The sequence below is a fragment of the Patescibacteria group bacterium genome, from assembly GCA_041651155.1.
Taxonomy (GTDB): domain Bacteria; phylum Patescibacteriota; class Patescibacteriia; order CAIXNZ01; family CAIXNZ01; genus JAPLYF01.
In genome coordinates this window covers 167,009-190,066 of record JBAZJU010000002.1, presented here as the reverse complement: position 1 = coordinate 190,066, position 23,058 = coordinate 167,009, and the positions used below count along the sequence as shown (strand labels likewise).

General features: G+C 36.4%; 22 protein-coding genes. 4 read left to right on the top strand and 18 right to left on the bottom strand.

The window, feature by feature from the left end; all coding sequences use genetic code 11:
- Window positions 1–434 precede the first annotated feature (434 nt).
- Window positions 435–4,328 carry a DNA-directed RNA polymerase subunit beta' gene (gene rpoC / locus WC460_03015; protein ID MFA5188305.1) on the bottom strand — a complete coding sequence of 1,298 codons (3,894 nt, stop codon included), beginning with the start codon at window positions 4,326–4,328 and terminating at the stop codon, window positions 435–437.
- A 32-nt stretch (window positions 4,329–4,360) separates the two neighbouring features.
- The gene (locus tag WC460_03010; protein MFA5188304.1) at window positions 4,361–7,726 is read right to left on the bottom strand and encodes a DNA-directed RNA polymerase subunit beta; all 3,366 of its coding nucleotides are present in this window, start codon (window positions 7,724–7,726) and stop codon (window positions 4,361–4,363) included.
- 274 nt (window positions 7,727–8,000) lie between these two features.
- Here WC460_03010 and WC460_03005 point away from each other — a divergent pair, with 274 nt between their 5' ends.
- From WC460_03005 to clpP, 3 genes are read left to right on the top strand one after another with little or no spacing between them, the layout of a single operon-like run.
- Window positions 8,001–8,339: a ribosome-binding factor A gene (locus WC460_03005; GenBank protein MFA5188303.1), complete on the top strand. Its 339-nt coding sequence runs from the start codon at window positions 8,001–8,003 to the stop codon at window positions 8,337–8,339.
- A 37-nt stretch (window positions 8,340–8,376) separates the two neighbouring features.
- Window positions 8,377–9,399 carry a bifunctional oligoribonuclease/PAP phosphatase NrnA gene (locus tag WC460_03000; GenBank protein MFA5188302.1) on the top strand — a complete coding sequence of 341 codons (1,023 nt, stop codon included), beginning with the start codon at window positions 8,377–8,379 and terminating at the stop codon, window positions 9,397–9,399.
- An 18-nt stretch (window positions 9,400–9,417) separates the two neighbouring features.
- Complete coding sequence (gene clpP, locus WC460_02995) at window positions 9,418–10,020, top strand: ATP-dependent Clp endopeptidase proteolytic subunit ClpP (protein ID MFA5188301.1); 603 nt, start codon at window positions 9,418–9,420, stop codon at window positions 10,018–10,020.
- Window positions 10,021–10,385: 365 nt separating this feature from the next.
- Here the strand turns inward: clpP and WC460_02990 are convergent, their stop codons facing one another.
- Window positions 10,386–10,652, bottom strand: coding sequence for a hypothetical protein (locus WC460_02990; GenBank protein MFA5188300.1), 267 nt, complete (start codon window positions 10,650–10,652; stop codon window positions 10,386–10,388).
- 135 nt (window positions 10,653–10,787) lie between these two features.
- On the opposite strand from WC460_02990, the gene WC460_02985 reads away from it, so the two are divergent.
- Complete coding sequence (locus tag WC460_02985) at window positions 10,788–11,249, top strand: hypothetical protein (GenBank protein MFA5188299.1); 462 nt, start codon at window positions 10,788–10,790, stop codon at window positions 11,247–11,249.
- A 65-nt stretch (window positions 11,250–11,314) separates the two neighbouring features.
- On the opposite strand, the gene WC460_02980 is transcribed toward WC460_02985, so the two are convergent.
- From WC460_02980 to WC460_02910, 15 genes are all read right to left on the bottom strand, one after another.
- The gene (locus tag WC460_02980) at window positions 11,315–11,515 is read right to left on the bottom strand and encodes a YwbE family protein (protein MFA5188298.1); all 201 of its coding nucleotides are present in this window, start codon (window positions 11,513–11,515) and stop codon (window positions 11,315–11,317) included.
- 309 nt (window positions 11,516–11,824) lie between these two features.
- Window positions 11,825–12,412 (bottom strand): DUF4230 domain-containing protein, encoded by a 588-nt coding sequence (locus WC460_02975; protein ID MFA5188297.1) that lies wholly within the window; start codon window positions 12,410–12,412, stop codon window positions 11,825–11,827.
- 15 nt (window positions 12,413–12,427) lie between these two features.
- Window positions 12,428–12,850 (bottom strand): hypothetical protein, encoded by a 423-nt coding sequence (locus tag WC460_02970; protein ID MFA5188296.1) that lies wholly within the window; start codon window positions 12,848–12,850, stop codon window positions 12,428–12,430.
- Between the two features lie 17 nt (window positions 12,851–12,867).
- Window positions 12,868–13,233: a hypothetical protein gene (locus tag WC460_02965; GenBank protein MFA5188295.1), complete on the bottom strand. Its 366-nt coding sequence runs from the start codon at window positions 13,231–13,233 to the stop codon at window positions 12,868–12,870.
- Between the two features lie 107 nt (window positions 13,234–13,340).
- Window positions 13,341–13,739 carry a hypothetical protein gene (locus WC460_02960; protein ID MFA5188294.1) on the bottom strand — a complete coding sequence of 133 codons (399 nt, stop codon included), beginning with the start codon at window positions 13,737–13,739 and terminating at the stop codon, window positions 13,341–13,343.
- Window positions 13,740–13,985: 246 nt separating this feature from the next.
- Window positions 13,986–14,345, bottom strand: a complete 360-nt coding sequence (locus WC460_02955) for a hypothetical protein (GenBank protein MFA5188293.1) — start codon at window positions 14,343–14,345, stop codon at window positions 13,986–13,988.
- Window positions 14,346–14,721: 376 nt separating this feature from the next.
- The gene (locus WC460_02950; GenBank protein MFA5188292.1) at window positions 14,722–16,143 is read right to left on the bottom strand and encodes an AAA family ATPase; all 1,422 of its coding nucleotides are present in this window, start codon (window positions 16,141–16,143) and stop codon (window positions 14,722–14,724) included.
- Between the two features lie 260 nt (window positions 16,144–16,403).
- Window positions 16,404–16,985, bottom strand: coding sequence for an ImmA/IrrE family metallo-endopeptidase (locus tag WC460_02945; protein ID MFA5188291.1), 582 nt, complete (start codon window positions 16,983–16,985; stop codon window positions 16,404–16,406).
- A gap of 2 nt (window positions 16,986–16,987) precedes the next feature.
- On the bottom strand, window positions 16,988–17,368 hold the full coding sequence (locus tag WC460_02940; GenBank protein ID MFA5188290.1) for a helix-turn-helix transcriptional regulator: 381 nt from the start codon (window positions 17,366–17,368) through the stop codon (window positions 16,988–16,990).
- A 130-nt stretch (window positions 17,369–17,498) separates the two neighbouring features.
- A complete protein-coding gene (locus WC460_02935; protein MFA5188289.1) occupies window positions 17,499–18,137 on the bottom strand; it encodes a hypothetical protein in 639 nt (212 codons plus the stop codon).
- A gap of 89 nt (window positions 18,138–18,226) precedes the next feature.
- The gene (locus tag WC460_02930) at window positions 18,227–19,063 is read right to left on the bottom strand and encodes a BRO family protein (GenBank protein ID MFA5188288.1); all 837 of its coding nucleotides are present in this window, start codon (window positions 19,061–19,063) and stop codon (window positions 18,227–18,229) included.
- Between the two features lie 7 nt (window positions 19,064–19,070).
- Entirely contained in the window at window positions 19,071–20,564 is a 1,494-nt protein-coding gene (locus tag WC460_02925; GenBank protein ID MFA5188287.1) for a TM0106 family RecB-like putative nuclease, read from the bottom strand.
- A 7-nt stretch (window positions 20,565–20,571) separates the two neighbouring features.
- On the bottom strand, window positions 20,572–20,784 hold the full coding sequence (locus WC460_02920; protein MFA5188286.1) for a KTSC domain-containing protein: 213 nt from the start codon (window positions 20,782–20,784) through the stop codon (window positions 20,572–20,574).
- Between the two features lie 511 nt (window positions 20,785–21,295).
- Window positions 21,296–21,826, bottom strand: coding sequence for a DUF4411 family protein (locus tag WC460_02915; GenBank protein ID MFA5188285.1), 531 nt, complete (start codon window positions 21,824–21,826; stop codon window positions 21,296–21,298).
- Complete coding sequence (locus tag WC460_02910) at window positions 21,823–22,932, bottom strand: XRE family transcriptional regulator (protein MFA5188284.1); 1,110 nt, start codon at window positions 22,930–22,932, stop codon at window positions 21,823–21,825. The genes WC460_02915 and WC460_02910 overlap by 4 nt, the downstream gene beginning before the upstream one ends.
- Window positions 22,933–23,058: the final 126 nt, after the last annotated feature.

Below are 23,058 nucleotides of genomic sequence, written 5' to 3'. Positions count from 1 at the left end.
AGAAATTCAACATGTGCAGGATCTTCTGAATGATCGCCCAAGAAAAACACTTGGTTTTTACAAACCTGATGAAATTTTCTCAAAATTACTTATTCATTAATTTTGCGCTAGAAGGTTGAATTCAGCACTCTTTTAGCTTAATTTCATTTTTTTAGCGTAATTAAACATAATAGCATATCTAAACGGAGTTGTCAAGAGCTAATTTAGCGATTATGGCTAAAATTAGCATGATTTTTACTTAATATGATAATTTTGTTATCTAAAATTAACAAAATTTTAAAGTGAAAATTTGAAATTTATAATGCAGTCTAAAAGTTTAAATTTAAAATTATAGCATTAGAAATTGATTAAAAATTGGTTATTTAAAATTTAAAATTAAAAAAACTCTCCCCGCAATCGCAGGGAGAGTTTTTTATCTTAAGTAAGTTTTTTGATTATTCTTCTTCTTTTTTGCCTTTATATCTAAAACCGGTTCCAGCTGGAATCAACCGGCCAATAATCACATTTTCTTTCAAGCCTTCTAATCTATCAATTTTGCCAGTAATCGCTGCGTTAATTAAGACACGTGAAGTTTCTTGGAAAGAAGCTGCTGACAGGAAACTGCGGGTTGATAAAGAAACCTTAGTGATGCCTAAAAATAATTCATCAGCAGTTGCTTCTTTACCGTTTGATTTGCCCATTTCCTTATTAGCTTCATCTAGTTCAGCTTTTTCCACGATTTCACTAGGCATCAAATTGGTATCGCCGGCATCTTTAACCAAGGCGCGGGAAAATAACTGCCTGATTATAACCTCAATGTGCTTTTCATTTAATCTCTGGCCTTGTGAAGCATAAATGTATTGAATTTCTTTCACAATATATTTTTTAACTTCATCTTTGCCTTTGAGTTTATAAAGCTGATGAAGATCCAGACTGCCTTCTGTCAGTTGATCGCCTTTTTTCACAAAATCACCTTCTTTTACCCAGACGCGATAGCCCGGCGGAATTAAATATTCTTTTTCTTTTTCTACGCTAGCCACGACTTTAATTGACTTGTCTGTGAGCTTAACCAAGCCGGCTCTTTTTGCCCGAATTTCATCTTTGCTTGTTTTAAAGAGAAGCTCATTCTTCTTGACCTTGTCGCCTTCTTTAACTTTGACTGAAAGATCCTTGCCCTTGAGCTGATAAAGATCATCTTCAAGATCATCAAATTTTATTTTTAAAATCTTCTGGCCATAGGCTGTATTCAATAAAATATTGCCTTTTTGATCTTCTACTTTGCGAGCCGCTTCAGAAATGGAAACAATACCATCTTCTTCAGCGATAAACGCCTTATTTTTTGGAGGACGTGCTTCAAATAATTCTTCAACTCTGGGCAAGCCCTGAGTAATATCAGCGCCAGCCACACCGCCAGTATGGAAAGTTCTCATGGTTAATTGGGTGCCGGGTTCGCCAATGCTTTGAGCAGCAATAATGCCAATGGCCACGCCTAATTTAACTTGCTCGTTATAGCCCAAATCATAGCCGTAACATTTAGCGCACACGCCTTTGGTCAGCCGACAGCTTAAAACAGAGCGCACTGTTATTTGTTCTAAATCCACATCTTTCAATTTTCTGACAACAGCTTCAGTAATTAAGCCGTTTTTTTCTACAATAACTTCATTGGTTTTGGGATGGACGATTTTTTCCATGCAGACTCTGCCCCAGACACGATCCAAAAGATTAACGCCAATGACTTCACTGTCTTTTTTTGTATAGAGCAAGCCTTTGCGGTCGCCGCAATCCTCTTCTGTAATCACCACGTCTTGCGCCACATCAACCAAACGGCGGGTCAGATAACCGGCGTTAGCTGTTCTTAAAGCAGTATCTGATAAGCCTTTGCGGGAGCCATGAGTTGAAATAAAATATTCCAAAACATCAAAGCCTTCTTTAAAGCTGCCTTTGACTGGCAATTCAATAATTTCACCGGATGGATTAGAGACCAAGCCTTTCATACCCACCATCTGAGTAACTTGCCCCCAAGAACCGCGGGCGCCTGCTGTTACCATGGAAAAAACCGGACCTTTCTTATCTAAATTATCTTTGCCGATTTGCACAATCCGATCTTTAATTCCTGTCCAAACTTCAATAATTTTTGAATGCTTTTCACTTTTAGTTAAAAGGCCTTGCTGATATTGTTCGTTGATTTGGTCAATCATGCTGTCGCCTTCTTTAATAATCGCGGCTTTTTCCGGCAAAAATGGCAAATCATCCATGCCCCAGGAATAACCGCTTAAAGTCAGGTAATAAAAACCCAAATCTTTAATGTCATCCAAAAGCTTGGCTGTTTTTTCCCTGCCCAAAATTTCTAAAACATATTTGATCAATTCGCCTAAATTTTTAGTTGTGATCTGATCATTATAATAAGGCAATTCTTTGGGCAAAAGCTGGTTGAAAAATATTCTACCCACATTGGTTTCAATAATTTCCGGCTTTTTCTTGCCTGGCAGAATCTCTCTGACATTTATCTTCTCTCGTAAAGTTATAACGTTTGATTTATAAGCCAAAATAGCCTGGCTAAATGAGGAAAAAACCTTTGGTGTTTCTCTGACATCTTCAATAGAAGTCATATAATAGCAACCCCAGACAATATCCATTTTAGGCGTGGAAATAGGATTGCCTGTGGCTGGCTTTAATAAATTTTTCGCTGAGAGCATTATTTCTTTGGCTTCTTGTTTGGCCAATTCAGTTAAAGGCACGTGGACAGCCATTTGATCTCCGTCAAAATCAGCATTAAATGCAGAGCAGACCAAAGGATGGAGCTGGATAGCCTTGCCTTCAATCAGAACCGGCTGAAAAGCCTGAATGCCCAAACGGTGCAAAGTTGGAGCGCGATTTAAAAGTACGTGGGCATCTTTGACCACTTCTTCTAAAATGTCCCAGACCTCTGGCCGGCTGCTTTCAATAAAACGATTTGCGCTCCTGATATTATGCAAAAATTCTCGTTTTATTAATTGGCTGATCACAAAAGGCTTAAATAATTCCAAAGCCATTCTTTTGGGCAATCCGCAGCGATCCAGTTTCAAATCAGGCCCAACCACGATAACGCTGCGTCCGGAATAATCTATGCGTTTGCCTAATAAATTTTGTCTAAAACGGCCCTGCTTGCCTTTCAAGATATCAGCGATTGATTTTAATTGTCTTTTTTGTCCGGTTGAAGCAGTGGTTGTCTTGGAATGTCTGGCGCTATTATCAATTAAAGCGTCAACCGCTTCTTGGAGCATTCTTTTTTCATTGCGGACAATAACTTCCGGCGCGTTTAATTCTTTTAATTTTTTTAAACGGTTGTTGCGATTGATGACCCGGCGGTATAAATCATTCAAATCTGAAGTCGCAAAACGTCCGCCATCCAAAGGCACCATTGGCCTCAAATCCGGAGGAATAACCGGAATAGCAGTCATAATCATCCATTCCGGCTTGATTTTATTTTTAACTAAATTTTTTATCAATTTTACCCTCTTAATGATTCTCTCTTTTTTAGCGCCCATTGCTTCTTCCTTTTCCGCATCCAGTTCTTTGCTTAATTTATCCATGTCTATTTTGATCAGCAAATCCCGGATTGCTTCAGCGCCGATGCCAGCTTCAAAAATATGCCCGAATTTCAGAGACAAATCCTGATAAACATCTTCTGAAATTATTTTTTTTCTTTTTAAATCCTTCAAATCAATTTCTGTCTTGGCAAATTCCTTTTCTAATTCTTTAACATCCAAATCTTTAGCCTTGCTTAAGGCAATGATCTTTTGGTCTCTTTCCTTGGGTTTTAAATCCTTATTATTTTTAAGCTGATTAAGCTGATTTTTAAAATTGCTTTCCAGTTGTTTTTTCTTGGTTTTAAATTCTGCACGCAAAGATTCCAAAGCCTGGGTTTTTAAATTTTCATCAACCTTGGTGACGATAAAGCTGGCAAAATAAATGACTTTTTCTAAATTCTGAGCAGAAATATCCAAAACTAAACCTAGGCGTGAAGGCACTCCGCGCAAAAACCAGATGTGAGAAGACGGCGCTGCCAGGTCAATATGGCCCATTCGTTCGCGCCTGACAATAGAATGAGTAACCTCAACTCCGCACTTGTCGCAAACAATGCCTTTATACCTTATCTTTTTGTATTTGCCGCAATAACACTCCCAATCCTTGGAAGGACCGAAAATTTTCTCGCAAAAAAGACCGTCCTTTTCAGGCTTTTGCGTTCTGTAATTTATGGTTTCTGGCTTGGTAACTTCGCCATAAGACCAATTTCTTATGACTTCAGGTGAAGCTAATTTCAATCTAATGGCATCAAAATCCAATGGTTTAGTTTGATTGAAAATCATTATTTTAAAATTAAATATTTAATAATATGTAATTAAATTTCTTCTTCGCCTCTTTTGCCTGTTTTTTTCCTTGGTTCAGTAATCGGCTCCCCATCCTTGAGCAGTTCCACGTCCAAACCAAGGCCCTTTAATTCTCTGACTAAGACATTAAAAGATTCTGGGATATTTAATTTCTTAATCGGCTCGCCTTTAATAATTGATTCATAGGCTTTGGAACGGCCTGGCACATCATCTGATTTAATGGTTAATATTTCCTGCAAAGTATGAGCGGCGCCATAGCCTTCTAAAGCCCAGACTTCCATTTCGCCAAAGCGTTGGCCGCCAAATTGGGCTTTGCCTCCCAAAGGCTGCTGAGTGATTAAAGAATATGGGCCGATTGATCTTTGATGAATTTTATCTTCAACCATGTGATTTAATTTCAGCATATATTTCTGGCCAATCGTGACTTTTTGGGAAAAAGGCTCTCCAGTCTTGCCGTCAAATAATGTTAGTTTGCCGTCTGATGGATAGCCTGCTTCAACCAGCAATTCTTTTATCTGTTCTTCGTGGACGCCAAAGAGAACCGGGCTGGCAATTTTAAAGCCTAATTTTTTAACAGCCAAGCCTAAATGTGTTTCTAAAATCTGGCCCAGGTTCATACGGGAGACAACGCCCAAAGGACTTAAAATAATATCAATTGGCGTGCCATCTTCCAAAAACGGCATATCTTCAACCGACACAATCTTAGAAATAATGCCTTTGTTGCCGTGGCGGCCAGCCATTTTATCGCCCACCTGGACTTTGCGCAAATCAGCCACTGAAACCTGAACCATCTGGGTCACGCCTGGCGATAATTTGTCGCCTTTTTCCTGAGAAAATATTTTAATATCAATCACTTTTCCATGATCGCCGTGTTCCAGATATAATGAGCTGTCTCTCACATCCCTGGCCTTTTCGCCGAAAATCGCCCTTAATAATTTTTCCTCAGCCGAAAGCTCTGTTTCACCTTTAGGCGTAATTTTGCCGACTAAAATATCGCCGGAAGCAACTTCTGCTCCGATGCGGATAATGCCGGTTTCATCTAAATTGTTTAATTTTTCTTCGCCGATATTGGGAATATCAGCTGTCACAACTTCCGGACCTAATTTTGTTTCACGGACTTCAACTTGATAATTTTCTATATGAATAGAAGTATAATAATCTTTTTGGACCACTCTTTCTGAAAGCACAATTGCATCTTCATAATTGTAGCCTCCCCAAGCCATAAACGCCACCAAAACATTTTGGCCCAAAGACAGCTCGCCTTCGCTAATGGCCGGCCCGTCAGAAAGTATTTGCCCTTTTTTAACTCTGTCTCCAACATTTACAATCGGATGCTGGTTAATGCAAGTGGAAGCATTTGATCTTTCAAATTTATTCAAATCAAAATATTTTATCTCGCCATTGTCGCCCAAAAGTTCAATCTGGCCGCCATCAGCTTTGGTGACCTTGCCATTAACTTCGCTAATCGCGATGTGGCCGGAATAAAAAGCCGCCATGGCTTCGATGCCAGTTCCGACTAAAGGCGGCACCGGACGAATGCAAGGCACTGCCTGACGTTGCATGTTTGTGCCCATCAAGGCTCTGACCGCATCATCATGTTCTAAAAATGGAATGCAGGAGGTAGAAACGCTGATAATTTGGTTTGAGGCCACATCCATATAATCTATCTGCTCAACTGATTCCACGTCAGGTTTGCCAAACTTTCTAACTTCTGCTTTTTCTAATTTAAAATAGCCCTGGTCATCAATTGGCGTAGTGGCCGCAGTAGTGATTGATCTTTCTTCTTGCAAAGCATTTAAATAAAGATGCGTATCAGTCACTCTGGCTTTGGCTTTGAAAGGTATATTTTTAGCCCTTAATTTATCAATAATCACTTTGGGTATTACCTGGCCTTTTTTAATAATTACTTTATTTGTTTCAGGATCTTTGATTTCTTCTTCAGCAATTCTTTCAACCGGACGATATGGCGTTTCAATAAAACCATATTCATTGACTTTGGCATAGCTGGCCAAATGGCCGACCAAGCCAATATTTGGTCCTTCAGGCGTGGCAATCGGACAGATTCTGCCATAATGGGTGGTATGCACATCACGCACTTCAAAGCCTGCTCTTTCGCGCGATAAACCGCCGGGACCCATGGCTGAAATTCTTCTTTTGTGCTCAAGCTCTGCCAAAGGATTGGTCTGATCCATAAATTGTGAAAGCTGAGAAGACATGAAAAATTCTTTTACCACGCCCATGACTGGCTTGGCATTAACTAATTTGCCAGGCGTCATTGATTCAATATCAATAGTGCTCATTTTATCGCGCACAATTCTTTCCATGCGCGCCAAACCGATTCTGAATTTGTTTTGAATTAATTCACCGACAGCTCTGATCCTGCGGTTTGATAAATGATCAATATCATCAGGATCAGCCTGGGTATTATTCAGACGAATTATTTCTTTGATAATATCAATTAAATCTTCGCGCCTCAAAATTCTGGTTTCAGGTGTGTTGGGAATATCATAATTAAACCTTTGGTTGATTTTATAGCGGCCGACTTTGGAAAAATCATAACGCTCAAATCTAAAAAACATTGAATAAATCAAAGATTTTGCATTATCTGCAGTGGCTAGATCACCCGGCCTGATTCTTTTATAAACTTCAATCAAGCCTTCGTCCTGATTTTTGGAAATATCTTTTTCTAAAGTGCTTTGGATATATTTAACTCCGGGATTCGTATCAGCATCTTTAAATAAATTTAAAATTTCTTCATCGCCAGAAAAGCCAAAAGCCCGCAGTAAAGCAGTGACAGCGACTTTTCTTTTGCGGTCTATCTTTACCCACAAAACATTGTTACTATCAGTTTCAATTTCCAGCCAGGCGCCTCTGTTTGGAATTATTTTGGCGCCATAAAATCTTTTGCCGCGCAGGTAATTGGAAGTAAAAAACACGCCTGCTGACCTGATAATCTGGGAAACCACGGCTCTTTCAATGCCATTAATAATAAAGGTGCCGCGATTAGTCATGATCGGGAAATCGCCCAAATAAATTTCCTGTTCTTTCTTGCCTTTATCTTTTTTGTTAATCAAAACGGCCTTGACGCGCAATGGCGCTTCAAAGGTTATGTTTTTCTGTCTTGATGTTTTTTCGTCAAACTTTGGTTCGTCTAAGTAATAGTCTTTAAAAGAGAGTTCAAGGTTGCGGCCGCCAAAATCTTTGATCGGAGAGATTTCATCAAAGAGTTCCCTTAAACCTTGCTTTAAAAACCAGTCATAAGAAGTTTTTTGAATTTCTACTAAATCAGGTAATGGTAAAACTTCCTTAAAAGAAGCTAAAAACCTCCTCTCCCCCATTTTAGGGAGAGTTTTTACTAATGATTTTTTTGTAGACATAAAAAATAGCTCGCCTCTCGTCTTTTTTGGCGAGTTGTATTAAATTAGTATTAAATTAAGAAGTATAATTCAACCCCACTATTTTTCTCATTAGTTTTTTAAATCATAGCGGGAATTCTCTGTTAGTTTAAGCTTAACACTAGGTCTAAAAGTTGTCAAGTTTTGGCTATGTATAGTACAATAAGTTAATAAACTCAAAGCTGGGGCTTTAAAAATCCGCCAGACAAATACCCCAATTCAGAATTCAGCTCTCAGCTTTCATAATTCTAACCATATGTCATTACGTATAGAAAAAATCAATGAACTGCTTAGGCAAAAATTAAGCCAAATTATCAGTAAGGAGCTGGAATTCACGCCAAATTCTTTGGTTACAATCACCAGGGTTGAAACCAGCCCTGATCTTAAATTCTGCAGGATTTTCATTACTGTTTTTCCCGAACACTATCGCGGCACTGCCTTAGAAATTTTAAGGAAAAACAGCCAAAACCTGCGCAAATTCTTGCAAGGGCAGATGACCACAAAATTTATTCCTAATCTAAATTTTCAAATTGACGAGCAGGAAATTTTTGCCACTGAAGTTGACAAATTGCTTGACGAAATAAATAAGGGGTGATAAATTAGAAAATTCATAATTTTCTGATTTTAAAAAAATGATTTATAAAAAAGTCGCTCCCAAAATTTGGCAAGCTCTCAAAGATTCTCGTTATCCCCTGGTAGTCTCTCATGAAAATCCGGACGGAGACACGCTCGGCGCCTCATTAGCGCTATTGCAGGTTTTGGAAAATGAAAACAAGCACTACCAATACTTTTGCCAAAACAAACCGCCTGATTATTTCAATTTCTTGCCTAAAATTGAAAATCTAATCTGGGATTATAATAAAATTGATTTGGCTCAGCATGATCTGATTATTGCCATTGATTGCGGTGATTTAAAAAGAACAGGTCTGGCTGAAAAATTACAGCTCCAAAACCAGGTTATCATTAATATTGACCATCACCACAGCAATGATAATTTCGGCCAGCTAAATCTGGTAATTCCGCAAGCTTCTTCCACCAGTGAAATTGTTTACAATTTATTTAATTTTTTAAAAATTCCGCTTGACAAGTACATGGCGACTAATCTTTTGACCGGCATTTTAACTGACACCACGAATTTTACCAATGCAGCCACCTCCACGGCCAGCCTGAAAATCTCAGCAGAGCTTTTAAAAATTGGCGCCAGAATAAACCAAATTATAGAAAATATTACTCACAATAAAAACTTTGACGCTTTAAAGCTTTGGGGCAATTTACTTGACCGCATTGAATATAATGCTGAATATAATTTTGCTTATACTACTGTTACATTGGAAGATCTTATTAATTTTAAAATGCCGGCAGAAAGTTTTGACGGCTTAGCTAATTTTTTAAGCAGTTTGCAGACAGCTGATTTTATCCTAGTTTTAAGCGAAGAAGATCATTTTATTAAAGGCAGCTTAAGAACAACCAGAGATGAAATTGATGTCAGCCGTCTGGCTCAGGCTTTCAATGGCGGCGGCCACAAAAAAGCTGCCGGCTTTAAAATCCCCAAACCCCAAAATAATCCAGACTGGAAAGACTTTGTTTTATCTGCTATACTAAATAAGCTCCGAAATCTGAAATCTGAAATCAAATCAATATTTCATAATTCATAAATCATAATTCTAAATATTATGTCTAAACAAAAAGAAATTCAAAATTCTATTTTAGTCCCCACAGTCATTGAAAAATCAAGCTATGGCGAAAGAGCCTATGATATTTATTCCCGCCTTTTAAAAGAACGGATAATTTTTTTAGGTTCGCCCATCAATGATGCAGTGGCAAACACTGTCATTGCCCAGCTGCTTTTTTTAGCCAGTGAAGATCCAAAAGCTGACATTAAATTATACATTAATTCACCGGGCGGTTCTGTCACTGCCGGCTTGGCAATCTATGACACAATGCAATATATCAAGCCGGATGTATCCACGATTTGCATTGGCATTGCAGCTTCCATGGCTGCTGTGCTTTTAGCTGCCGGCGCCAAAGGTAAAAGATTAGTCTTGCCCAATTCAGAAGTCATGTTGCATCAAGTCATGGGCGGAGCAGAAGGCCAAGCCACTGACATTAAAATCAGGGCTGAACATATCTTAAAAATCAAAGATAAGCTTAATGAAATTTTAGCCAAACACACTAGCCAGCCAATTGCCAAAATTGATAAAGACACTGACCGTGATTTCTTTTTAAGCGCTGACGAAGCCTTAAAATACGGACTAGTTGACAAGTTGATAAAATAACAAAAATTAGCCTCAAAGAGACCCTTTTAGGGCCAAAATAAAAAGGTTTACTTACCCTCTTGACAAGTTTAGCAGGTTATGATAAACTGAAATATCGCTTAACTGAAAGCTTGGCTGCTTTTTATTCCCCCTGAAAACAGTCAACTGACAGTTGAGCGACTCTTGGAAACAAATTTAAAATTTGTTTCCAGAAATCTGCAGGCACGATAAGCATGGGAACGTAAGAAAGGATTTAATCCGGCTCCGGCTAGATTACTCCTTACTCGCGTTTTCTTGTCTGCAGTTTTTTGGAAGAACTCTAATATAAAAGCGCTCCGACGTACGTCGGAGCGCTTTTTGAATTTGAAAAATATTATCTATTTGTTTTACTTAACAGCACAAACTCGCCTTTCCTGGCAACCCGCAACACCAGTGCAATCACTATATGAATACCATTTGCCACCCACTAAACTGCAAAAATAACTGCTATGAATATTTTTAAAGATAGCAGTTTTTTGAAGATTGCTACAAAGAAAACCTGGACATTCATTAATAATAATTTTACTACAATAAAAATAAAAAATTATCACTAAAGTTATAAGGATAGCCAAAATTGTATAAATAATTGTTGCAAATGGTATTATTTTTTTCATAAAAATATTTAATTATCTACTACCTCAATTTTACCTTTAATTTTTGCCACACAGAGCTTGACAAAATTAAATTATAGGGCTAAGTTAGAGTAATTGAGTAAAAAAAATACAAACAAAGGAGGTTTTGAGATGTACATGAAACACAAGTCACTGGCGTGGATATACGGAGCGCTGATTGGCGCCCTAACTGGCTTTGCGATGTACTATCTTGAAGGCTATGTTATAGCCAGCATCGGCGTAGTGGGAGGTTATCAGCATGTACCTGAAGAATTTAAAGCCATGATCGTCCGAAGATCTGTGCTCTTGGGCTTTGTACCCGGCATGATCGTTGGCCTCTGGTGTATCTATGAATCTGCCAAACAAAATTGGGATTACGGGAATTTTTGGGAATATGGCTCATTCCCAATAGGCCTACTTTCCCCGCTGGTAGTCTTTGTCATCACACTGATTACCCTATTTCATTATCCCAATAACGAGCTGAGCAGACAAAAGTTCGCGGTAGTAATATTTGGAGGAATTTTCATTATAATCGGCTGTGGCGGCCTGGGTTTGGCTATAAACTTGCTGGCGAACTCGATCGTTAAAAAAATAGGCTAGCCAATAAAAATTTCCATCAAGAAACCCTGTGCCAAGCACAGGGTTCCTTTTTTCTCAGAATTATTTTAATTATGCTGTCTAATCTCCTGCACCCTGCCAACCTGTCCATCTGTCAATCTCACTTTTATCCCGCGGGGATGTTCAGAGCTATTGGTTAAAATATCTTGGACTATTCCTTCAGTTAAAATATCAGTGCCTTGATCTTCTTTCAGGGTAATGGCGACTTTGAGGCCAGGGTAAATGTCAGAACGATTGGTTATTGGCATATTTAGGGATTTAATTATTTTTTTATGTTAATGGGGTTATTGCGATCTTCTGCCCATTGGGCAGGGTTGATTTGAAATTCAAAAGACAAAGCACAAATGACAAAATAAATTCAAAGCACAAATATTTAATATCAATTTTTGAATTTTGAATTTTAGATTTTGGTATTATTTTGTTTTTTTTATTTTCAATTTTATTTAATTAATTTCAACCTGTTCCAAAATGGAAACAGTTCACTATGTAGGAAAATCCGACTAAGTTAGTCTACTATCCGGGATTTCCGGATAACTGATTTTGGTAATTGGAAAATATTATTTCCTAAAATTAACCGCCACATCCTTATCTCCCACAATCAGCCTAACCAGCTTAGTAATCTCAGTAATTGTCGCGGCCTGGGTTTGGCTGGTGATATCTGGGGATAGCGCGGCTGCTTTGGCCTGGTCTTTAAGCTGGGCCAGAGCCTGATTATAGCCATCATTATTATTTAATAAGCGCTTTAATACGCCCTGACTGTTTTGCAAAATAATGTCCCACAATACTTCCACGCTTTGCACCTCAATTGGCGGCAGATTAATAGTAATTTTATTGTCTGAAGTAATATCTTGGGGCTGCAGTTTTTGCAGATCCACGCCCAAGCTGACTTTCAAAACTGACGAAGCAGTAATTTTCTGACCCCAGAACAGATCTTTCCACCAGGTGCCAGTGGTGTTATCAATAGTCACTTTTTGCTCAGACACATAATCCTGGGTCACTAAAAAGCCCTGGTTTTGCAGTTTGTTGTAAATGATCAAGGAATCAATTTTAGGCCCGGTTTGTTTGGGGCTAAAAATATAATAACCCATAACCAAACCAATGATTAAAAAAATTAAGATGGAGATTAAAAATAGATATTTTTTCATAAAATTTATTTTAAATTATTTATGCCGATTTCTGTTTATAAAATTCACTACAGATGCAAATATAAAACTTCCTATTAATAAAACTTCGAGAATTTGTTGGTGCAGAGGCGAAAAGCTAGCCAGTCGATCACCAGACTCAAGAATTATTATATATAATAAAAGGATTAAAAAAATCAGACTGGGGTAATTAATCTTGACGTAATCCATGATGTGCATGTATAGCGAATAATCCATTCCATTCTTGGCCAAAGAATTCACCATGGGGTCAACAACAAGCAGAATGATAATTTCAGTCACAATAAAAATACCAGCCAATATGGCCATAACTAAATCACTTCTGGTAAAAGCTAAATATAATAAAAAACCCGCTAGGATTAAAATAACGACATTCACAGGCCAATAGCGATCGAGATTTTTTTTAATATTTTCAATTTTCACGAAATTTATTTTAAATATTATTTTTTTCCTTGAGGCGGCAGATTAAAAAAGTTTCTTAATCTTTCAGCCAAACTATCCAAACCGGTTTGACCAAGGCGATTTCGTATGCGGAAATGAAGATTAAAGAGAATAAACAGGGCAATAAAGCTAATGATTACTGCCGTACCTAAAATATTTTCCTGCAAATCATTGTAAGCCGTAGGGTCGTATCTGAAGATATTAATAATCCCGGAATTATTAACCGATAGCTCGCTGATTGCCGGCTGCACTAAAATTAGAAAACAAAAAATACCAATAATAATAAAAATCAGATCATCTACTTTTTTTAATTTTTCTTGGAGTTTTATTATTTTTGTCAAATCTTTTTCAATAGGAATTGGCATAGTTTTATAAGGTTGTTATCTTTATTTTATGCTTTATTTCAGCGGAAATCAAGCGGTCTTTACCAATAAAAAAACGTTCCGAACTTAATCAGAACGTTGCTATAGAATTAATGGAAAGTGATTTTACCCATTTTTTTAAGGCGAAAATAGAGCTGAACCATTTTGGTTCTGGTTGCCTCACTCCATGTCTCCTCTTCCTGGGGTAACCCCTCCTGTTCGCGGTAGAGAGCGAGTAAATATTCTCCATTTTCAATATATTTCTGCCCAGTCTCAACAAATTTATTTGCAGATGCCAAATAGCGGTTTGACCATTCCATGAAATTTTCGTACTTAGCCACGGCTTTGGCCCAGCGTTTTTTTTCATTCTCGGATGAGAAAAAGAAAAAAGCGATCATTAAAAACGGCAAGAAATAACTATACCAGGGCAAATGATAGCCGTAGCAAACCCCAGCACCGCCAACAATCATCATTGCAGAAGCCAACCAAAATTTTCGGTTATTTTCCATTATTTACCTCCTCTAAGTTAATGGTTTATCAAAGGATTTTCTATCATAGAAATTTTAATCTAAAATTTCTAAAAAGTCAAGAGTTAGAAAATCACATCTGACCCAGGCCACTGTACAGAAATGCTATCTTATTTGCTTAGAGTTTAGGATAAAGATTATTTTCTTTCCAAAAATCAAGACACCTACGGTGGCCAGGGGTCATATTTCTGCCCAAAGAAAAAAGCGCCAATATATTCATCAGCGCCTTTACCAACCCATTTTTTGATTTAAATAATGCAGACTGCATTCTGCTCTGCTGGGTATTTCGTTAAAATCATCGCGAACATGATCTTTTGCTATTTCTTCGATCAAATCAGCATAGCGTTGCCCAAATCTTTGACTAAAAACTTTTACTGCTTCAATAATTCCTTCACGATGATGCCTTACTTCCCGATGATAATAAAGTGAATATACACCATCATAAGGAGGTAAGCCGAAAAATGCATCAAACCAGGCATGTATTTCCCAAGCTAAAGGACTAATTATTGCCCACTCATTAATTAACAATTGCGGATTATTACGTTGGATTTTAGCTAAAGACCTAAAAACATGAGCAGTAATATCCATGCTTCACCTCCTAATTCTGATTATAGCTTTTATTTAGTACCTGTCAAGGGCGAAAATGGCCTAGTATTGTCACCCTGAGGGTCTCGAAGGGTGGCATGACCGTCATGATTCGGTTCCTTAATTATTTGATTTTTTATTTGTCTCATATCACCTATGCTCATAAATTTATTTTCCCTCCACAATCTTAACCTCCTCCGGTGTAAGATTGTAAAGTTTATACACTAACTGATCAATCTCATAATCCACTGCCTCCCTAAAGGGGCAAAGCAATTTTGGTCTTACTAAACTAGTGTATTTTAAGAAGTCGGATTTGGTGGGCATAGAATAATAATATAATATTCTGTCCTTGTTTTTGCTTCGTTTGTAATTTTAATTTTTACATTAAAAAATAATAATCAAGGGGAATAGAAAGGATATTTAAGGCCGGATCAGCGCTCAATTCTGATGCAGAGAATATCAAACCATAATCTGATTTTATTTTTTTCATGCTGCTAATAATTTGCCTTTTATCTTTTGCACCAATGCCCACTTCAATAATAATCTGCTTTTTATTTAATATTTGCAGGATAAAATCAGCGCCGCCTTGCGCGCTATCATAACGAATAGCGCCATCCTTCCTTAGTATAAACTCGCGATATAAATGCGAGCCTATAGAATCTTCCAGTAATTTACCTTGCCGGGTCAAATATGTATTTTCCTGGCCGGTAAAATAAAAAAACGTCATTCTAATTGCCGGGGTCATAAAGAGATATTTATTAGGTTTTTTTGCAGCTGACATATTTGAGCCATACGCTGGTATTTTTATCAGCAATTCTGCCTTTTCCAGAGCATCAAAAATATTAGCGATTGTCAGGCGATTAATTCCAAAAGTCTTTTCTAAAAAGTTGAGACTTGTAGTGTCATTTTCTGCAATAGCAAAAAGTATTCTTTTTACCATACCAAGCGTGTTGGTATCAAAGCTGCCTAAGACCGGCAAATCCAATTTAATAATTTTATCTAGAAGCAACGAGATAGAATCATAGATAGCCGTTTCATTCGGCATTATAAAGGAAAAAGGCAATGTACCGTAAGATAAATATTCTTTAATATCAGCTCGACTTACTTTTGACCAATATTGATTTACTTGGGACTGCAAAACTAATAAGTTGTGATATGCCTCATTTGCATCTTTTGAAAAATAGACAGCCTGCCTAATTTTCTCTTTTAATTTAGGCGGAAATATATTATTTTTTATCATTTCATATTCCGTAAAACACATGGGCGGCATTTTTTCAAAAATAGCTCGGCGAGCGAGGTTTGTAGTTGTTTGTAAAATTATTGCTGACGAGCCCGTGCAGCAAAAAAAGACATTGGAAGTTTTTTCAAATAATGATTTTAATGTTATTGCCCATTTGGGATCGCTTTGTATCTCATCTAAAAAAATCAAGGTCGGCTCTTTCACGCTTTCAAGATTAGTCCCTAAAATATTTTCATAGGCAATCATTAATTCCGCGATGCCTGCATTAAATAAATTCTTAGCATCTTCAACAGATAGAAATAAAATATTATTGAATTTGCCCTTATACTCCGCGCAAATTTGAGCAATTAAAGTTGTTTTGCCCACGCCCCGAAAACCAGGGACAATGACCAGCCGGTTATCCGCAGTTTTATTTATAAACTGAGTGACATACTGATTTAATTTCACAAACATAAAACGCCGGGGATGATTTTTCCCATCAATACTATGCGTAAAACGATTCAAACGTTCGTCAATCGTTCTTATTTGCTGCTGTAAATATTGAATTAATTCCTGATTCATATCTATTTGATTATATTACAAAACCATAGCTCTAGTATATTACATTATACTAGTGCTGTCAAGCTTTCATTTTTAAGCTAAGATTAAACTTAAAACCACTCGTATTCTTGTTTATGTTTATACTGTTCCACCCGCACCTCCCCCTCCCTCAACCCATACAACTTATACACCAACTGAATCAATCTCATAATCCACTGCCTCTCCAAAGGGGCAAAGCAATCCTGACCTTATTTTAAAAAATCGGATTTGGTGAGCATGAATTATTTATTATTGCTTAGGCTTATTTCCACAACCTCTTGAGAGACCTTAAATATTTTACCTAAAGGAATCGCCAAATAAGAATTAACCGTAGCAGTATCAAATTTCTTTATTTCTGGATGGTCCCTAAGGACATTTTCTTTCTCAATTTCCAGCTTCTCTCTGGGCACAAGCAAAAAATTAGCAAAACGATTAGCATGGCCTTCTATTATTCCATATTCATTGTTAAGCTGGTCAATGATATTATAAAAATCTTCAAAACTCTTAATATTAAAAGAAGCGTATAAATCCTGATGCAGGATAAAATGGCCGACTTCATGCGCTAAAGAAAAACGCAAACGGTTATAATATCTATCATCAATATAATTATCATTATCCACATAAATTGTTTTCCAATCGGAAGAAATCAAGGCATCGGCATTGCATTGTTTATATAAGCCAGGAATGGGTATAATCCCAATCCCAAGCTTAGATTCAATGATCTGTTCAATCTCAACGGGGACAGAATCGCCCCAATTCTTAATTCTAAACTCATCTGCTTTTTGTTTAAGCTCTTGATTTTTATAATATGGAATTTGCATCATTTTTAATTATTCTTAATCAGATTGATCAAGTCGTCAATCTCTTTTTTAGACGGCTTTTCATTCCTGACTGTTCTGAAAAAGGCAGGTAAAGCATTGACTAAATCTTTTTCCTGCATAATATAATCGGGAATAATGCCCTGGGCAATATTGGCCAGGTCAATAAATTCATAATACTCTTTGCTTTCTTTGGTCAAACCTAAAGCCTTGGCCCATTGGCCCAGGGTTGGCTCATCGCTGGGCGGAGAAATCAGGCCTCTTTCAATTTTGCTCCAATTGCTGGGGTCGTAATTGGCCTTTTTGCATACATCCCTTAAGCTTAGATTTTGCTTCATCCTTAATTCTTTCAAAAGCGCGCCAATTTTTTTTAAATTAGCATTTTGCATAGATTTTTTTTAATAATTTAAAATGTGGTATTATTATACCACACTAAAACATTATGTCAAATTTTTTATCAACAAATAGCGGTAGCATTTGGTGTATTTAATAAAATGAACTTTATCAATAGTCTTAAGGTTATTTTTGACCATTAATATCATTATTCAATAACCTCATGCTATCAACAAAACGATTTATTGTATTTTGCCCGCAGGATTCTTCTAATTCAGATAAGACCATTTGTACTGATTTGTAAGGGCTTACCGGCAAAGAAGAAATATATTTATATTTTTTATATTTTGGCAGCCACAAATTGGCCAATAATATATTTAAGTGTGTAAAAAGTGAATATAAAATATTATCAGCTTCTTCCGGTTTTAATCCGCTGTAAAAGATTGATTTGTGATCAGGAAAACGAATATGGACAGTCAATGGCCCTATTTCATTTATAATCATCCTCGCTGCCGCGTAGCGGATAACTCCATTCGGGTGCTGTAATAGCTGGAAAAACCAGGGGAAAAGAAAATCTGGCTGATTTTCTTTATCATGCAAATAATAAATCACTGAAATCGCCACGACAAAATTTTCCTGGCGCCAATCGTCTGAAATTTGGGCGTAGTCATCTGGCGCGCTATCAATTATATTTTTAATTTTTTCGTAATCCTTCTTACTGCATTGCGATTTGTATAATATCTTTCTTACCCTGCGAGCAGCCAAGCGGCTATCGTCTCTATTACCTTGCAAAATTAAATCAAAACACTTCTTGATGGTATCCATAGTTATAAAATTCATTTTTTTCATAGCGGTAGCATTGGGTGTATTTTAAAAAAGGTCGGATTTGGTGAGCATAAATTTTTAAAAAACATTTAACCATCTAATTGTTTGCGCTTTTTTCTTTCTCCCAAATAATTACTTTTAGATACTATTGGCCGCTTTAAACGCTTTTCCAATTGTTTCCTGGCGCCACCGGCAATACTTCCTCCCTCGCGGGCAACGTGGCGATTGGCGATAAATGTCTTCGGTTTTTTTGTTTTGGAAATTTCAGTTGTAGAAGCTTCAGCTAACATATTTAACACCATCTCTAGATTAGTCATGTTGTCGCGCAAATTTTCCTTTTTCAAATCTTTATATTTTTTATAGTCTTTAGTTTTCAAACCAGCCCAGGCAAAAGTGATGTCATCGGTCAATATGGCGAATTCTTTATTGCTTAAAATTCCACGATCTTGCCATTCATTCGTCAAATCGTTTCTAATTTCAATGCTTTTTAGGCGAAGGTCTACCCAATTTTTGGAATATCCTTTTTTAAGATACATAGCCATAGCTCTTTGGATAGCTTTTTCTGGATCTTCCGCCTCTTCCACCCTTTCATAACCTACACGCGACAACCAAAGCTTGAAAGGCTCTGCTTTTGGTGAAGGAATAGATTGAATGATCCGAAACATTATTTCTGTATCAGCAGCATCAGAGGCATAATATTTACCATCTTGCGATATAAATTTGAGTTGTACGATTTTTTCGTACACCTGACTGCCCTCATTTTTTAACTTAATTTTCAAATCTGACCAATAACGGCGTGGGATACTACTTCCTGTTAATATTGCCACCACATCAACAACAGAAAAATACCACAGTTCTTTTTGCTGATCCCAATACCGACGAATTGTTTTACCTTCAAATAGGGCAATTTTAGTATTTTTTCTCATAAAATTTTTATTTTGACATTTTTACTAGTGCATCCTTCAAAATCATAGTCGCCTTACAATCATCCTCATTATAGAGTAAAATCCTCTCTAAATCCTTAGGATCTTTAGTCTCTAAATATTTATTAAACCATTGTATTGATAATGCGCCTGATGGTGTCTCATCTCTCCATTTGAATCCAAGATATTGGACAATTTCTTTTAAAGAGTAGCTTCCCAAGGGCCAATCAGTCTGCTGTAAAATAATTTTGTATAAATCAACAACATTAGGGTGATCAAAAAATTTCTCAACTTCATTCAGAGAAATAGCTTCTGGATAACGCTCTTGCATCTTTTTATATGTAGTCTTTTCATGATGCGAATAATAATAAACCGCGAAATCATCTTTGGGCAAATTTCTGATATAATCCCAAAATTTCATCCAGGCTTCCTTTTCTGCTTCAGGCGTATTATCTTTGGCTGTAAAATCTATAAATTTTTCTTCGCCGCCGTGCCTTTCATAAACACCATGCAAATAAACAAATTCCTGGGTCGGATCATCTTCTATATCAAAAAACAACTCAAAAGATACGTCAGGGAATGAAATAGGCTGATATAACACCGGCTTCTTGGTAATTGCCAAAATATTTGCCCGGCACATTATTTTGTCCATTGTTTTGTCACCAATTCCTGGCAGGAAGGTTTTATTAAGTTTTTTGCGATTCTTAAGTTCTGCTAAATCCAAAGTGCAAATATCTTTTACTGTATTAACTCCTAGTTCATCGCAGATAACATCGCGTTTTCCTCTACCAAGATAAAAAATATTAGTCAGATCATCTGATTCTTTTAGCCATTTCTTACAACTATTGTACCATGGACATAGCTTACAAATGCCGGCATTAGCAGGTAAATTTTGTTTTTTATTGTCTATAAGTACTTTAACTTCATCTTTAATTTCTAGATATATTTGCCACCATGTTTTAGGAGTTTTAGGACCAACCTGGGAATCTAAATCATACTCCACCTCACTTTCTCTAATATCAATAATTAGTCCTTTATTTTTATTGGTAAATTTCAAATTTTTCAATAATTCAACGTAAAGACATAGCTGTACTGCATAATGCTTTTTTATTTTACCTTCTGTTTCTTCAGTTTCACCTTCCAAACCAGATCCGGCCTTTATATCTATAGGCAAATAACTGCCGTCAGCTTGACGTCGCAATAAATCAGGGATGCCCATCATATCGCCATATTTCAAAACCCCCTGATAAATAAGTTCGTCCCCGCGCTCCATAGCCTTAATAGTTTCTTTGGCCGCATCATCATAATCCCAACCGCTAAAATCAGTAAACTTACCCAGTTTGCTGACCACGTTTTTCTCGTGCTGAATACCCTTATCCCAAAGAAGTTCTACAAAAGGATTTGCCTCTTTGATCTTTTCATTTTGAGGACCATAAATATCCCGCCAAACTCTATGCTGGCATTGTAGATAATTGTATAATTTTGATGCTGTAATATGAGTCATAAAAAATTTATCTAATTTTTCTAAAACTGAAATGTTTTTTAATATGCGCATTAAAATACTTCCCGTGAGAAGCAGCCCCTATGAGGCCAGTATAAATATAATCTGGAACTTCGGAATATTGATAAATGCTTCCTTTTTTAAATTCAATTTCTAAAATATTGGTTTGAGGCTCATAGCCGACAGACTTCAGATCTGTTGAATTAACACTTTGTCTTTGCATAAAATTTACATTATTTGACTAAAATTATATTGAGTATTAAAATTTTATCAAAGGCTCTTTGAATAGCTGGCGAGGATTTACTTCGGGACTTAATTATATTTTCAGGTTAAGCCGCTTTTACCTCTCCTCTTTAGAATCTTTAAGGATTCTGGAGATGGGAGCAGCGTAAAAGTTGACTCCTGCTAATTATTAATTTGACCGGGTATGAACAAAAAAATCATACATACTGGCGAAGAGGTTGAAATCTCTGGTCAGTATAGGCCATCTGGTGGTGATACAGAGTACACCTTCGTTGAAGGTAAAAAGGTCCCACCGAATCCAGTAGGCAAACGTCAAGTGTGGATTCTAGTTGATCGAACTAGACACCATAATTGATAATTTTTAACCTCGCTGGCTTTTTAAAGGGCTTTTTTTATTTTTTAAGCTTTTGTACAAATCTAATATTTTTTACCATTACTAAAAATCCTCCACTTATTTAAATTAATGCAACTTTTTCACCTGCGAAACTTGATCATTTCTTTGAAAGTTTCGTACTTAATCCAATCTCATCAAAAAATTCTCTTAATGAACAGTGCTTTATATTAAAATATTTACAAACTGCTGGTATCTTTATTGAGGAATTCGGATTTTCCTGGCTAACTACAATTGATAAACATATTTCAAATAGAGTTGCATTTTTGGATTTTTCTATTGCAAGTGCAATTAACCATGGGTCTGCTTGTTCTTTCTCTCTGCCATAATCAATTAATCCAGGGAATTGTTTAACTATTTCCGAGACCTGTTCAATTTGAGCATTACTCATGGGAAAAAAATATGCAACCTTTTTTCTAATCCATAGTGTAATAAAGGGCGGATTTTTTGTACCGCTAATGATTTCATCAAATACAATTCTGTGTGAAATAATTTCACCATCTTTCATCATATTTTCAAGATGATTCCATAATTCATCAGGGATTCTAATTACAGTTTCACTAGTCCTACTTAATGCCAAAAAAGCACTAGTATCAAAACAATAAATTTTTTTTTGCGGTACTGAATTCATAAACGAATATTACTAGCCTTTAACCCTAGCAGGTCAGAAGCGGAAGAAAAACTTATTTTATTCATTGTTGCCGCATTCGTTATTAAACTAAAAAATTTATTTCCCCTCGTACTTTTGCTTTGAACGATCATTGATCGCGGTCCTTTGTTCTGCTTTTTGGGTAAACTATTCGATCTTACTCTAACCTCATCCAATAATCTAAAAAAACATACTTTGTCAATTTTCTGTTCTTCAAGCATTCTCCTGAGATAAACTTCTCCGCTAATATTAAATGACTTTGCAAAATTAAAAATTTCATCAACCGTATTAGCAATTTTAATACTTTGACTAGGCACTAGAAATTCTCCAGCAAAACTATTACATTCTAGCTCCATATTAGAATGATCTTCCATTAAAGAAAAATCTTGGTTACATGCGCCCGGATTATGTTTTAAAATGTGTGCTAATTCATGAAAAAGCGTAAAAATTTTCCTTACAGATTTTTTTCGATTATTTAAAACTATTGCATATGGGAAAACATCAAAAGCATAACTGAATCCATCTAGCTCAGTATCGGGCATAGAAAATTGGAATACAAAGACATTCAATTTCTCTTCTATCTTAGATCGCCAATATCTGAAAGCTTCATCAGATCTGCCTTTACCAATTTGGATATCCGAATTTTCAATTAATAATTTCCTTAAATAAGTACTCTCTTTTTTTATATTCTCTTTTCTCCCATTGAAATCTTTTAACCATTGATATCGCTGCTTCCAGGTAGAAACATCTTCCAATTCCCGAGCAACTTTTAGATATCTCTCGGTTCTACGTATTGCTAGTAAGGCATCGGGATAGAATTTTTTGTTAACAAGGGCAAAATTTCTATAGTCTTTTATCTTCTTTGTTTTTGGAGGCACATCTAGAAGAAAAAAAATCGCAGTTTGTCTTTTGTAAATTTTAGCAATCAATGCTAATTTTTCAAAAGGCACTTCTAGACCATCTTTTTCCCATTGAGCCAAATTGGCGGTTGCAATTCCTAATTTACTAGAGACATCATCTAAAGACATATCTCCAAACCTTTCCTCTCTGGCCCAGATTAATATTTTTGGGTTTATATTTATCAACATAAAATTTATATTTTTTTATTTATGTTCAATAATAATTAATTAAATCAGAGGTTAATTTTTTCTTAACTTTCACCCTTTTTAAAAAAATATTTCTGACCTATCAAGTAAAATGTCTCTCCTCCACAA

Bases quoted from the DNA above. Each gene is read 5' to 3' on its own strand.
- WC460_02975 (MFA5188297.1), bottom strand. From the start codon at position 12,412: ATGAAAAAATATCTATTTTTAATCTCCATCTTAATTTTTTTAATCATT.
- WC460_03005 (MFA5188303.1), top strand. From the start codon at position 8,001: ATGTCATTACGTATAGAAAAAATCAATGAACTGCTTAGGCAAAAATTA.
- WC460_02935 (MFA5188289.1), bottom strand. From the start codon at position 18,137: ATGGATACCATCAAGAAGTGTTTTGATTTAATTTTGCAAGGTAATAGA.
- WC460_02920 (MFA5188286.1), bottom strand. From the start codon at position 20,784: ATGCAAAGACAAAGTGTTAATTCAACAGATCTGAAGTCTGTCGGCTAT.
- WC460_02940 (MFA5188290.1), bottom strand. From the start codon at position 17,368: ATGCAAAATGCTAATTTAAAAAAAATTGGCGCGCTTTTGAAAGAATTA.
- rpoC (MFA5188305.1), bottom strand. From the start codon at position 4,328: ATGATTTTCAATCAAACTAAACCATTGGATTTTGATGCCATTAGATTG.
- WC460_02985 (MFA5188299.1), top strand. From the start codon at position 10,788: ATGAAACACAAGTCACTGGCGTGGATATACGGAGCGCTGATTGGCGCC.
- WC460_02960 (MFA5188294.1), bottom strand. From the start codon at position 13,739: ATGGAAAATAACCGAAAATTTTGGTTGGCTTCTGCAATGATGATTGTT.
- WC460_03010 (MFA5188304.1), bottom strand. From the start codon at position 7,726: ATGTCTACAAAAAAATCATTAGTAAAAACTCTCCCTAAAATGGGGGAG.
- WC460_02925 (MFA5188287.1), bottom strand. From the start codon at position 20,564: ATGACTCATATTACAGCATCAAAATTATACAATTATCTACAATGCCAG.
- WC460_02965 (MFA5188295.1), bottom strand. From the start codon at position 13,233: ATGCCAATTCCTATTGAAAAAGATTTGACAAAAATAATAAAACTCCAA.
- WC460_02980 (MFA5188298.1), bottom strand. From the start codon at position 11,515: ATGCCAATAACCAATCGTTCTGACATTTACCCTGGCCTCAAAGTCGCC.
- WC460_02955 (MFA5188293.1), bottom strand. From the start codon at position 14,345: ATGGATATTACTGCTCATGTTTTTAGGTCTTTAGCTAAAATCCAACGT.
- clpP (MFA5188301.1), top strand. From the start codon at position 9,418: ATGTCTAAACAAAAAGAAATTCAAAATTCTATTTTAGTCCCCACAGTC.
- WC460_02950 (MFA5188292.1), bottom strand. From the start codon at position 16,143: ATGAATCAGGAATTAATTCAATATTTACAGCAGCAAATAAGAACGATT.
- WC460_02910 (MFA5188284.1), bottom strand. From the start codon at position 22,932: ATGTTGATAAATATAAACCCAAAAATATTAATCTGGGCCAGAGAGGAA.
- WC460_02990 (MFA5188300.1), bottom strand. From the start codon at position 10,652: ATGAAAAAAATAATACCATTTGCAACAATTATTTATACAATTTTGGCT.
- WC460_02945 (MFA5188291.1), bottom strand. From the start codon at position 16,985: ATGATGCAAATTCCATATTATAAAAATCAAGAGCTTAAACAAAAAGCA.
- WC460_02930 (MFA5188288.1), bottom strand. From the start codon at position 19,063: ATGAGAAAAAATACTAAAATTGCCCTATTTGAAGGTAAAACAATTCGT.
- WC460_02915 (MFA5188285.1), bottom strand. From the start codon at position 21,826: ATGAATTCAGTACCGCAAAAAAAAATTTATTGTTTTGATACTAGTGCT.
- WC460_03000 (MFA5188302.1), top strand. From the start codon at position 8,377: ATGATTTATAAAAAAGTCGCTCCCAAAATTTGGCAAGCTCTCAAAGAT.